Raw genomic sequence first — 14133 nt, 5'->3', positions numbered from 1 at the left:
GCCGCGAAACTAAACATCCTCCTCATTGTCAAGATAGTATGAAGCTATCCTATTTAATAATATTCAAAAATACAAAATTTCATGAAGCATATAATTTCAGCATGCTTTTTTTTATTCAGTTGGTGTATGTTTTCCCAAAACGTAACCGTAACGGTAGACCAGACTGTAACATTAAAAGAATTTTTTAAGCAGATAGAAAATCAAACCGATTTTAAATTTGCCTTTACAGATCAAATTAATACAAGTCAAAAATATTTTACCCAAAAACGTACGTTTACCAATACCGATATAAAAGAATTGATCAACGAACTGAATAAGAGTGCATCAATTCAATTTTCGATCGTAGGCAATAATATTTTCGTAAAGCAAAAAACGACGAAATCAGCTTCAGCTAAAAAAAAAAACAAGCTAACCGGTCAGGTTCTTGACGATAACAGAGAGCCGGTTATTGGTGCTAATGTTTATGTAAGAGAAGCTGGTACTGGTGCTACAACTGATGCAAATGGGTATTTTTCTATAGAACTAGACAACGGCAGTTATACTGTTGAGATTAGTTATGTGGGTTTGAAAAATAAAGAAAAGCGTATTACGATTTCTGATGATGAAAGAATGAAATTTAACATGGAATCAGACAGTCAGCAATTAGAGCAGGTGGTCATTACAACAAGCAAGGCAGTTGATGTAAAGAATACCCAAATGAGTGTGAATAAACTTTCGATGGCCGAGATCAAAAGACTTCCGACTGCGATGGGCGAGCCGGATCCTTTAAAATCATTATTGACTTTGCCGGGTGTTACCAATGCCGGCGAAGCTTCATCAGGGTTTAATGTTCGTGGTGGTGCCGCTGACCAGAATTTGATTCTTTTGGATGGGGCTCCGGTATATGGAGATTCTCATATGTTTGGTTTCTTTTCTATTTTTAATGCAGATATTGTAAACGGATTAGATTTATACAAAGGAGGAATTCCTTCTAAATTTGGAGGACGTGTTTCATCAGTTCTTGATGTAACTCAGCAAACCGGAGACCTTAATGATTATAAAGTAAATGGAGGTATTGGTCTTATCTCAAGTAGACTTTTAGTGCAGGGTCCTCTAAAAAAAGATGTGGGTTCGTTTATTATTGCAGGACGTGCTTCTTATGCGCATTTATTTTTAAAACTTACTGACATCAAGAGTTCTGTAATGTTTTATGATATTAATGCTAAGCTTAATTATCGTTTGGGAGCCAATAATACAATTGCTTTTTCCGGTTATATGGGAAATGATTTATTTGATATTAATAACTTTTTTGCCAGTACTTATGGTAATACTATGGGAACGGTTAGCTGGAAACATAAATTTTCGGACAATCTAAATACGAACCTTTCTGTTTTTTACAGTGATTATAAATTTAATCTTCAAATACCTTTTCAAAAATTTGAATGGGATAGTAAAATTACCAACTACGGACTTAAATACAATTGGAATCACACGATATCAGACAATTTTAAACTGAATTATGGTATCGATGGTTTGTATTATGATTTTAATCCGGGAACTGTACAGCCTTATGGTGTCGATTCGCAGTTTAATTACAGTCAGTTAGATAAAAAATATGCTTTAGAGACTTCTGCTTTTCTTGATGTCGAAAATCAGGTTACAGAAAAACTGAATCTTCGTTATGGTCTTCGCTACAGTACATTTTTGCGTTTAGGCGGAGAAACTATCAGTACTTATGAAAATGGACAATCAGTAGTATACAATCCGTTGTATCATATTTACGAAGAAGCAGATCCAATAGGAAGTAAATATTACGGAAAAGGAAAAACCATCAGTAAGTTTGATAACCTTGAACCGCGATTGGCTTTGTCTTATGCTTTTAATGATGAAACTTCGGTAAAAGCGAGTTATAACAGAATGGCGCAATACATTCATATGTTGTCGAATACCCGCGCTCCGTTGCCTATGACGATCTGGACACCAAGCGGACCTTTTACAAAACCGCAAATGCTGGATCAGTATGCAGTAGGATATTTCAAGAATTTTAAGGAACGCGAATATTCATTTGAAGGAGAATTATTTTATAAAAAAATAAAAAACCGTATCGATTATATTGATGGTGCAAATTTATTGGGTAACAACAATATCGAACAGGATATCCTGAACGGAGAAGCGAGATCATACGGTATGGAGTTATTGTTCAGAAAAAATACAGGTCGTTTTACAGGATGGGTTGCGTATACTTTGTCTAAAGCTGAACAAAGAACGCCGGGAAGAACGCCCGAAGAACCGGGTATTGCCAATGGCGGCTGGTATTTATCAGGTTACGACAAATTGCATAATCTGAATATTACTGCCAATTACGAATTCAATCCTAAATGGTCGTTTAATGCTAATTTTACGTTACAATCAGGTCAGCCTGTAACGTACCCAAACGGTTATTATGAATTTGGTGGAAGAAATGTACCTAATTATACCTTGAGAAATTCAGACAGACTTCCTGCATATCATCACCTGGATATTGGCGCAACTTATACGCCTAAACCAGATAAAAAACAAGGATGGCAAAGCTACTGGGTATTTAGTATTTATAATCTTTATAACAGACAAAATGCTGCATCGATTACGTTTTCTCAAAATGATACTACGGGAGGGAATGAATCCAAACAGCTGTCTATTTATGGTTTAGTACCTGGAGTTTCTTATAATTTTAAATTTTAATAGTATGTTACGATTAAAAAAATACAACTTAAAAAGTAAAGCATTTACTTTATTTAGTCTTCTTTTTGTTTTACTTCTTTCGTCCTGCGACAAGGTAGTTGAACTTGATCTGGAAACAGGAGATCCTAAAATCGTGATCGATGCCGAGATCATTTGGGAAAAAGGAACAAGCGGAAACGAACAGTCGATAAAAATAACCAGAATGGCTTCGTACTACAGTCCAACGACACCGAAGGTTTCTGGAGCACAGGTAAGAGTTGAAAATAGTAATGGAGATATTTTTACATTTAATGAAGCTGAACCGGGTTTATATAAGTGTACTAATTTTGTTCCTGCAATTGATATGGAGTATAAATTATTTGTACAAGTTGATGGACAAACCCTAACCGCTACCGAAAAATTAGTTTCTGTGCCGAAAGTTGAAAGAATAGACCAGGAATTTATGGCCGATGTAACAGGAGAAGATCTTATTGTGGTAACATTTTATTATAAAGATCCAGCCGATCAGGTCAATTATTATCTGACAGATTATAAAACGGATATTTTGCCTTATCCGGAATACTCATCGACAAGTGATGAATTTTTGAACGGAAATGAAATCAATGAAAAATTTACAGATGAAGATTTAAAGCCGGGGAAAGTTCTTGATATCACACATCGTGGTATTTCTAAAAACTTTTATAATTACATGAATTTGATTTTAGAAGTAACAAATTCAAACCCTTTCGCTGCAGTACCGGGCAATATCAGAGGAAATATAATTAATACTACTGACGCTAACAATTTTGCTTTAGGCTACTTCAGGCTTTGTGAAGCAAACCGTATGTCGTATACAGTAAAATAAGAATTTAATTGGAGGTTGATTTGTAAATACATCTGGCATATAAATAATTATGTCAGGTGTATATTTTTTTATATAAAATTGGATTTTACTCCTTCTTCAAATTCCTAATCTCCTCAGCAGAAACCTTTATCACTGTACCATGTCGCGTTCCCGATGGAAAACTAACCTTGTCTGAAATATCCTGCCAGCCTTTTGAAGTTTGTTGTACAGCACCGTATTTTTTCAATGTATACTTATCAAAATAAACCGTCCATTGATTATCGATCTGAATTGCTGTTGGTCCTTCGGCCCAATAATTTCCCGTAATTGGTTCGCTTGCTTTACTATAAGGACCCGTCAGGTTTTTACTGATGGCGATTTTTAAATTTTTCTGTACCGGATTACGCGTTTCATCTTTAAGGTACATTACATATCCCTGATCCTGTTTTACAATCGAAGCATCGATAACATTAAAGCCCGGTTCGTACAATAATTTTGTTTTTTCAAACTTTTTAAAATCCTTCGTAGTGGTATAATAAATGCGGTGATTGTATCCTTTTTCTTCATCCGATTTTGTTTCAGGAAACTTCCCGTCAATTGTCGAAGCCCAATAAATCATATAGGTTTTATTTTTTTCGTCGAAAGTAATTTCGGGAGCCCACGTATTTCTGGCTTTTTCCTCATGCGCCATTACCGGAATAAATTCCTGTTTCGACCAATGAATTAAATCTTTTGATGAAGCATAACCAATCCCTTTATCCGTCCAGCTCACTGTCCAAACCATATGATACAATCCGTCGCCGCCTTTTATCACACAAGGATCTCTCATCAGTTTGTCTTTGCCTACTTCGGGAGTCAAAAAGGATTTGTCATTTTTTAAAGTATTCCATTGGTAACCATCTTCGCTATACGCCATATGAAGGCCGTCTTCGCCATTTCCTTTAAAATAAGTAAACACATATCCCTCAGGTTTCAGAATATAATTGTTAGCAGCAAGCCATTTCTCACAGTCTTTTGGCCATGATGCATTCGTTCCTTTTACGCCCAAACCAAAACCGTGACCGCCATCTTCATACAAATGCATTTCTGCAGATACCTTTTCTTTTTTTAAAGCCAGATAATAATCGATGCTGTTTTCAACCGGAACCGCTTTGTCGTCTGTAGCATGAACCAAAAAAGCTCGGGGAGTTGCCGCATTGATCTGTTTTTCAGTAGAATATTTATCGATGGCTTCGCGACCAGCATTTTTGCCTAATAAATTATCCCTTGAACCTTCATGAGTGATTCCGTTTTGCATGGAAATAACAGGATAAATTAAAAGAGAAAAATCAGGTTTAGCACTTGTTGTATCAATTGGCGTGTACACTTTATCATTATAATGCGTACTTAATGTTGCCGCCAGATGTCCTCCGGCAGAAAATCCCATAATCCCAATTTTGTTCGGGTTTAGTTTCCATTTCACGGCATTTCTACGTACCAATCGAACCGCTTCCTGAGCATCCTGCAAAGGCCCAACTGTTTTGTTTTTCATGATCAGATCACTTGGTAATCTGTATTTTAAAACAAAAGCATTGATACCTAAACTATTGAACCATTCGGCTACTTTATAACCTTCTTTATTAATCGCCAGCATGCCGTAACCACCACCGGGACAAATGATAACCGAAGTTCCGTTTGATTTTTCAGCATCGGCAAAATAAGCAGTAAGAGTAGGTAAAGTGACTTGTCGGACTCCTTCGGAAATATCGCCTTTGCGGTCTGTTATTTCTGAATAAGTTGTCGATTGAATCTCATCAGGAATTTTATCCCATAACGGAATTTCTTTTTTTTGTGCAAATGATGGAGTGAACATCCAAAAGGATATAAAAAAGAATAAGGCTTTTAGCGGTTTCAAATTATTTGATTTTTTCATAAAATTCTATTTCAACAATACGTAATTGTCCGGTTGCATCTACTGATGTTTTATCTTTATATAAATCTAGTTCTTTTGTGGCATCTACTTCAACAATTTTAGCAAAACCGTCTTTTTCCTTGCTTGATCCGATCAATTCAATGGTGATTTTTTCGGCAAGAACAGGCTCTAGAGCGATAGTAATATAACCTAAACTTTGAGTTGTATTACCTTTAAAAACTTCTTTTCCGTCGGCCAAAATACGAATAGGATAAATTTTGGTTCTCCAGCCCGTCATCTTTACCACGCATTCGTTTACTATTGAAGGTTTCGAAAGCGTGTACGTTATCGATCCGGTATTAAGGTTTCCGTCATTTCGCCATTCTGTCAATTCATTGTCATCGTAACTTTTATAAGTATCATTATTATTCGATGGCGATACAGCGTTCAGGATATTTACAGCAATTCTTTTTTGTGTATAAGAAGGCGTTCTTGGCGTTGGGCCGCGTTCTAAATTCGAAGGAAGATCTATTCCTGGCAATTCTTTCGAAATGCCGTTTACAACCGTTACAGGCTTTGTTTCAAAACTGATTTCGGCTTCTTTTAGTCCTTTCGCGGAAGCGGTAACCTTTATTTTTCCGGCTTTCGCCAAAGATTGAATCATGACTCTGTTGATACCATTTTCGACCGGAATTTCCTTTGAAAGAATGTAATTGTTTGGCCCTTGCGCAATTCCTCCAAGCCAGTTCGCCGCACCATCAAGAGTAAAAGTGATCAAATCATTACTGATCGGGCAACGGTTTCCGTTTTTGTCAACCACTTCAACATCAATCAGAGCAAGATCATTACCGTCTGCCAACATTCCTTTAGGTTGAGTGCGTAATTTTAGTTGTATTGCTGCCGGTTCATCAGCCGTGATTTTAGAATCTTCGCTTAAAACAGTTCCTTTTTCATCGTAACCAATTGCTTTAATTGTACCGGATTTCCAGGCTATATTTTCGAAAGTAAATAAGAATTCGTTGCTTTGTTTACCAAAACCCTGTGAAACTCCATTTACAAATAGTTCAACTTTAGAAGCTGTCGAAACTACGTAAATGTTTTTGACAACTTTATCGGTATAATTCCAGTGCCCCATAATATGAGTGCGGTGTTTTTCGATATCGACCCAGCCATCCCATATGACCTGATGCGCCCAATAACCGTCTTTGGGAATGCGCATGGCATCGACTTCGCCGCTTGTTCTGTAATTTTGCTCCCCGCGATGGTGCGTATTCGAGTCGGAAAATATGATATTCACGCCACCGGAATTCACTCGTTTTCCGGTTCCGGGTCTTTCGCGATAATAATCGTGCCAACGCACGATATTTTCGATAGCATGCCGATCCTGATTGTGATTGTAATCCTGAGCAGGATTGCCACGATACAAAGGACCGTCGCCTTCTTTATGAAACGGAGGGGAGAATTCATCCCAATATTTACGCAAACCTTCATCTCTCGAGTATTCAGTCGCCCACAAAGGTTTTCTGGCGCTTTTATTAATATAAAGCATTTCTCCACCATATTCAGCTTCCTGACTGTCCAGCATTTCGCGCGAACCAATCGCACGTCCTCCAAAAGGATCATAAGTATCCCTGAGGCTTTTCATTTCATGCATGTGCGGTTCGCTTATCGATTCGTTGCCGCTTTCATAAAAAATAATACTCGGATTGTTTCGGTTATAGATAATAGCATCGCGCATCAGGTTTACTCTTTGTTTCCATGTATCGCCCTGCGCATCTTTTTCGGCGTCGCCTGCGGGCATTGCCTGTAATAATCCAACTCTGTCGCAGGATTCAATATCTTGTTTCCAGGGCGTTACGTGCATCCATCGGACTAAATTTCCATTGCCTTCAACAATCAATTTATTGCTAAAATCACTCAACCAAGGCGGAACCGACATCCCAATTGCCGGCCATTCATTACTCGTTCTCTGTGCATAACCTTTTACCTGAAGTACCCTGTCATTCAACCAAAATTGTCCTTCTTTAAATTCCGTTTTCCTGAATCCGGTTTTAGTCGAAACTTCATCAATAGTTTTTCCATCTACTTTCAAAATGGTTTTTACTGTATACAAATAACCGTATCCCCAACTCCAGAAATGTAGATTCTGAACCAGATGATTCGCTTTTAAAGTTTTAGTTTCGTTAGGTAAAAGAGTCATTTTTTCACCAGAGAAAGAAGCAATTTGTTTCCCGTCGATATCTTCAATTACTACTTCATATTCAACTGTTTTAGCTGTATTAAATTCATTGCGAATTTGGGTTTCAGCATTTATTACAGCACTCGAAGCGGTAATATCAATTTTAGAAGGATAAATATAAACGCCCGTAGTTTTTAGAAAAGAATAGAGTGGAAGCGTCTGATATAATTTACTAGTAACATGCAAAAAGACGTTTTTAGGAATACCGCCATAATTGGCATTAAAATTAATATTGTTCCATTGATAAGAAGCTCCGGTAGCTTTTTCTTTGTATTTCCAGTCATTATCAATTCGGAGTGCAATAGTATTTTCTGAAGGGAATGGTTTAATTAAATCCGAAATATCAAAGCCAAAAGCCATTACGCCATTTTCATGAAGTCCCACTTTTTGTCCGTTTACATAAATTTCTCCCGCTTGACGGATGCCTTCAAATTCAATGAAAATTTTGCGATCCTTAATTCCTTTAGGCAATTTGAATTTTTTACGATACCAGACAATTCCCGTGGTGAGATGTTCGATGTCTTTTTCAAAAGCTTCTTCCTGATTGTACGCGTGCGGCAAGGTTACTTTTTTCCACGAGTTGTCATTAAAATTTACTGTCGCTGCGTCTTTAAAATCTCCTGTTTTTAGTTTCCAGTCAGCATTAAAATTTAATTTTTCTCTCTTAAATTCCTGAGAGAATAAAACGGAATGAAACAGGAATATAGTAAAGTATATAAAAACTTTTTTCATTGGGATTGTTGATTTATAATAATGTGAATCAGTTGGATTGCTAATTCAAATTCAACTTTTCAAAATCTGAAAAATTATCAAAGTAAAAGTAGCAGCATAGAGTTAAATTGCCATCCTGTAGCATCCTGTTTAGAGAATTAAATACGCAGTAAATTGTAGTCTTTGTTTTTCAATCCGTAATTTTTTATAGAAATAAATAGGAATAGTAAAAAAATAAATAATTATTTTTTTTGATATGATATTTCGGTGTGATCCTGTTTAAATACTGGTTGTAAATCAAGCTGTTGTGTGTTTTTTCTGTTAAGATAAATACAAAAAATAATATAAGATATTGAAAGCTAACAGGATACTACAGGATACAGAGCATGGAGGTTCTCGATAAATTTGGATTAACTAAATAATTAACCAAATTTTAACTTTTATGAAAAACAAGCTTAATTTTTTGCTGATTTTTGCTCTGTTTGCCTTATTGCATACTACAGCTTATTCGCAAAACAAAGTGGTTAAAGGAACGATCACAGATGTATCTGGTTTACCAATACCGGGGGCAAATGTGCTTGTTAAAGGAACCAAGACAGGAACTACCACTGATTTTGATGGCAAGTTTTCTGTAAATGCAACTCAGGGCCAGGTGTTGGTTTTTTCTTCAACAGGTTCTAAAACTCAGGAAATTGCTGTTGGAACAAATTCAGAAATCAACGTAAAACTTGCAGACGATATAGCACAACTTAATGAAGTGGTTGTGGTAGGTTACGGTACACAAAAGAAATCTGATGTAACCGGAGCAGTTGCAAGTGTAAGTGCAGAGCAATTAATGAACAGACCTGTTGCTAATGCACTTGAGGCACTGCAGGGAAAAGCTGCCGGAGTTGATATTACAAGCAACGAGCGTCCGGGTTCTATTGGTACAGTACGTATTCGTGGTACACGTTCGTTAACAGCAAGTAATAATCCTCTTTATGTGGTAGATGGTGTTCCTTTGTTGTCTGATTCGTCTATTGAAACACTGAATCCAAGAGATATTGCGTCTATCGACGTACTTAAAGATGCTTCTGCAACCGCTATTTACGGTTCAAGAGGTGCAAACGGGGTAATCATTGTGACGACGAAACAAGGAAAATCAGGGGTTTTTAGTTTGAACTATGCCGGAACATTAACGGCTTCTCAAATTGTAGATCGTGCTCCTTCAATGAATGCAGCTGATTTTATTCAGTTCAGACGTTGGGCGGCATACAATCTTAATTCTACAACTTATGCGCATCCGGATTCTCCGACTTTTGCAAATGATAAATTGATTTTTGACAGTGCATTAGACGGTCAGACATCAAGAGATAATGTTTTAAAGGGATGGCAAAGCGGTACCTGGGATGCTTCAAAAGTAACCAATACAGACTGGGTTGATCTTGTAACGCAAGCAGGAATTAGTAAAGAACACGTTTTAAGTGCAAGTGGTGGATCTGAAAAAGTAAATGCGTACGGGTCACTTGGATACCTGGATCAGGAAGGTACTCAAAAAGGACAATGGTACAAACGTTATACTGCTAAATTGAGTACAAACATCAATCCGGTAGAATGGTTTAAATTCAATGCTTCGTTAAATGCTTCATGGAGTGAGCAGGATTTTGGTATGTCGACCCTACAAGCACGAAGCGGAACAGCGCCAAATGCAATCTTAGGAGCGGCAAAATCGATTTATAACATTGCAGTTCCTTATGATGCAAACGGTAAATTGATTATTAACCCGGGTGGTGAATCAGCTGTATATACAGTGATGGACGAATGGGATAAAAGCACACAAAGATCACAGACTTTACGTCTTTTAGGTAATTTTTCAGCCACAATTGATTTAGGTAAATTAGTTACTCCTTTGGAAGGACTTAGTTATAAAATCAATTTTGGACCGGATTTTCGTCATTGGAGAGAGGGTGTTTATGTTGATGGAACTTCATCACTTAAAATCAATGCTGATGGAAGTTCGGGCGTAAATTACGCACGTTTGCAAAACCGTAGAGACCTTTCATGGACTTTAGACAATATGATTACTTACGACCGTACTTTTGCGGCTAAGCATAAGATAGGAGCAACCCTGCTTCAGACAGCTTCATCATGGAACGTTGAAAATTCATCGATGAATGCTAATAATATTCCAAACAAATCTTTTTTATGGAATGCAATGGGAACAGTCGATTTGACCAATCCTGCTAATAACGGGCGTATGAGTTCAGGTCTTACAGAACGTCAGTTAAGTTCTTATATGATCCGTGCGAACTATGGTTACGACAATCGTTATTTATTGACAATGTCAGGTCGTTGGGATGGAGCTTCGCAATTGGCAGAAGGATACAAATGGGATTTCTTTCCTTCAGCTGCTTTAGCATGGAGAATTAACAATGAAGAATTCCTAAAAGGTGTAAACTGGATTGAAAATCTTAAACTTCGTTTAGGATTTGGTACAACGGGTAACTCATCTGTAGATCCTTATAAAACAAAAGGGCTTGTATCTTCTATCTATCTTCCGTTCAATGGTATGAGCAACCAGATTGGTTATACTACCAATGAGCCTTATTATACAGATACTCAGTTATCATTGGCTAATAAAGCACTTGGATGGGAAAAAACAACACAATACAATCTCGGTATCGATTTTAGCTTCTTTAAAAACAGAGTAAGTGGTGCTATCGATGTTTATCAATCCTATACAAACGATTTATTAATGGCGGTAAAAATCCCTACGCTAACAGGTTTTCCTTCGACTTTTGCGAATGTTGGTAAAACAAGTAATCGTGGTGTCGAGGTTACGCTTAATTTAATTCCGATTCAGACAACCGGCGGATTTACCTGGGAAACAAATTTAAATGCGGCATGGCAGAAAGATGAAATTGAAGAATTAGCCTACGGTAAAAACGATATGCCGGATAATACATGGTTTATTGGCGAGCAAATTGCTGTTCGTTACGGTTATGATAATTTAGGTTTATGGCAAAATACGCCGGAAGATCTTGCTGAAATGGCAAAATGGGGTGCGAGTTACAATTTTACTCCTGGAAATGTACGTCCGAAAGATCAAAATGGTGACTACAAAATGGATGCTGCAGACCGTGTAGTATTGGGTAACAGCAATCCAACCTGGACAATGGGATGGAACAATAACTTTACATACAAAGGAATTGAGTTAGGAATCAATATTTACGGACGTGCGGGTTACTTAACCGAGAAAGTCGAAGAAGCGCTAACAGCACACGGTAACCAAAGAGAAATTGATTATTGGAGACCGGACAACACAGATGCTCAGTATCAAAAACCTATTTTGGGTCAGGCGTCATCAGGATCAGCAGATAAATTTTCCGGACTTCTTGGTTTTCCAAAAGCATCTTTTGTAAAAATCCGTAATATTTCATTAGGATATAACTTCTCGAGAGATTTTACAAAAAATATTGGTTTATCAAACTTTAAACTTTATGTGCAGGCAGTAAATCCGGGTAATATTTACCAATCATTAGACTTTTATGACTTAGATACAAATTCAACCTATTCTAATAGAAGTTTCGTTATGGGTCTTGAAGTTGGATTTTAAAAATAATGTGTTGTAACGAACTAAGTATAACAAAAAAAGTAAAAAAATGAATAATATAAAAAATATAGGAATAGGACTTTTGGTAATGATAGGATTATCGATTTCCTCTTGTTCGAAAGACTTTCTTGACGAAGAACAGAATAGCCAGTATTCGACTGATTATTTCGAAACATCAGAAGGTCTTCAAGCCCTGACAGTATCACTTTATGGAAATATAAGATGGCATTTTGGGTTCGAATGGTCATATGCCAATACCTTGTACGGTACAGATGAGTTTACGAATGCAAACGATCTGACCAACGAAATGTGGAACACTTACGACAATCGTTTTGGACCAATTGGTGCTACAGCAGCTACAGGAGCAGCAAACGGAAACGCAACAAATCCTGCAGCACTTTGGGATGAAATGTATTACGGAATTGCTTCTTGTAATACCATTATTGCCAATGCAGAAAAAATCGATGATATAGCTATCCGTAACCGTTGCCTTGCACATGCTTATTTTTTACGTGGCTATAACTATTATCGTCTTACTGCTCAATACGGTGGTGTTGTATTGCAAACTGTACCTGCAACAGGTGTTGTTCGTAATTTTACACGTTCTACAGAAGAGCAATGCTGGGAACAGGTAATATCAGATTTACGTAATTCTTATAATCTTTTTGCAGGTGAGGTTTTTACTTATGGAAAAGGAATTACATGGACAAAAGCTACTGCAGCGCATTTCCTTGCAAAAGCACTATTATTCCGTGCTTCAGAACGTAATGATAAATGGAATTCAGCTTACAAAGCAAAAGATCTTGATGAAGCAATTCAGGCTTGTAGTTATGCTATTTCTGCCCGCGGACCATTAACGAATAACTACAGTGATCTTTATGCCAACTGGACAGGAATTGACTGCCCGAATGAGCAATTAAGCGAAATCTTAATGGCGGCAGGACATAACGGAGATGCCGCTACGGTAGGTCGTTTCGGAAACCGTACTTACAGCTATTTTGCCCCGCAATTTTCAAGTTTCTCAGGCGGATGGGTAAAACGTGGTGTCTGGATTGGAAGTATGGATTTTCAACGTTGCCGTCCAACTGAATATGCTTATGCAGTTTACGATCACGTAAATGATGCCCGTATGTGGAAAACGTTTAGAACTGTTTACGGAGCCAATACAGTAGTTACTGCCAATGCAGGAGTGAAAATTGGAGATCCGGGTATTGTAATGATATTAAATACTAAAGATGATAATACCTATAACGGAGCTAAATTTGGAGCAAGCGTTCAGGCGCCAACCTGGACAGATGCAAACGGCCGTTTACCAGAATGGACAACTGGAAAAAGACAAACTGCTACAGCAGGAACTCTGTCAGCTGTTAAAGGACAATATGTTCCTAACTCATCAGTTTTGTACCAAAACGGAACTTACGTAGCGCCTACATTCAAAAATCAGCCAATTTGTAATTTCTTTGCCGGAATCAACAAAACGGAAGATGGTACAAGAACCGCAGAAAGGGGAGATGCACACCGTGATGTCATCATGGCACGTCTTGCCGAAACGTATCTTGTTCGTGCAGAATGTTATGCACGTTTACAGCAATATGGTAATGCAATGCAGGATATCAACGTGATCAGAGCAAGAGCACAATGGAAAAGCGGTGAAAACAGATCGTATTATAACGACGGTTCTCAGGCGTTTAAAACAAATGCGTTGAATACAGGAACTGCAGCGACAAATTTTACAGCTTCAAACTTAGATATGAACACATATTATTTATCTAATCCAACAATACCGGTTACAACTGCAGCATCAGATTTAAGATTAACGTCATTTCCTGCTAATTTACCTGCAGAAGATGAAGCTATTATTGCTAAAGTTGGAGCCGGAAGTGACTACGAACGTGCATTAAACTTTATCCTTAACGAATATACACGTGAGTTATTAGGAGAATGGCAGCGTTGGGAAACACTTTCCCGTACAGGAATGTTAATCAAACGTGCCAAAGCATTCAATGCAGAAGCAGCAGCTAATATCACTGCAAACAAGCACGAACTTCGTCCTATTCCTCAGTCATTCATTGATGGATTGCTGAATGATGATGGTTCGAATTTATCAGATGCCCAAAAGAAAGAGTGGCAGAATCCTGGATATTAATATCTTTTAAATTTTTGTTTTTGAAACCGTC

At 37.5% G+C, this 14133-nt stretch carries 6 protein-coding genes; 4 read left to right on the top strand and 2 right to left on the bottom strand.

Features of this window, described 5'->3' with window-relative positions; genetic code table 11:
• The first annotated feature begins 81 nt into the window (after positions 1 to 81).
• Positions 82 to 2700: a TonB-dependent receptor gene (locus ACIDC4_RS00330; RefSeq protein WP_412043857.1), complete on the top strand. Its 2619-nt coding sequence runs from the start codon at positions 82 to 84 to the stop codon at positions 2698 to 2700.
• A gap of 4 nt (positions 2701 to 2704) precedes the next feature.
• Positions 2705 to 3544 (top strand): DUF4249 domain-containing protein, encoded by an 840-nt coding sequence (locus ACIDC4_RS00325; RefSeq protein WP_412043856.1) that lies wholly within the window; start codon positions 2705 to 2707, stop codon positions 3542 to 3544.
• Between the two features lie 85 nt (positions 3545 to 3629).
• Here ACIDC4_RS00325 and ACIDC4_RS00320 read toward each other — a convergent pair whose 3' ends face one another.
• A complete protein-coding gene (locus tag ACIDC4_RS00320; protein ID WP_412043855.1) occupies positions 3630 to 5435 on the bottom strand; it encodes a prolyl oligopeptidase family serine peptidase in 1806 nt (601 codons plus the stop codon).
• Positions 5419 to 8385, bottom strand: coding sequence for a glycoside hydrolase family 2 protein (locus ACIDC4_RS00315; protein WP_412043854.1), 2967 nt, complete (start codon positions 8383 to 8385; stop codon positions 5419 to 5421). Before ACIDC4_RS00315 ends, ACIDC4_RS00320 begins: the two co-directional genes overlap by 17 nt.
• Before the next feature lie 421 nt (positions 8386 to 8806).
• Between ACIDC4_RS00315 and ACIDC4_RS00310 the strand changes: the two genes are divergently transcribed.
• A complete protein-coding gene (locus ACIDC4_RS00310; protein ID WP_412043853.1) occupies positions 8807 to 11959 on the top strand; it encodes a SusC/RagA family TonB-linked outer membrane protein in 3153 nt (1050 codons plus the stop codon).
• Between the two features lie 46 nt (positions 11960 to 12005).
• Positions 12006 to 14102, top strand: a complete 2097-nt coding sequence (locus ACIDC4_RS00305; RefSeq protein ID WP_412043852.1) for a RagB/SusD family nutrient uptake outer membrane protein — start codon at positions 12006 to 12008, stop codon at positions 14100 to 14102.
• Positions 14103 to 14133: the final 31 nt, after the last annotated feature.

The sequence above is a fragment of the Flavobacterium sp. C3NV genome (genome assembly GCF_046825355.2).
Lineage (GTDB): Bacteria > Bacteroidota > Bacteroidia > Flavobacteriales > Flavobacteriaceae > Flavobacterium.
This window is presented reverse-complemented; position numbering and strand designations above follow the sequence as displayed.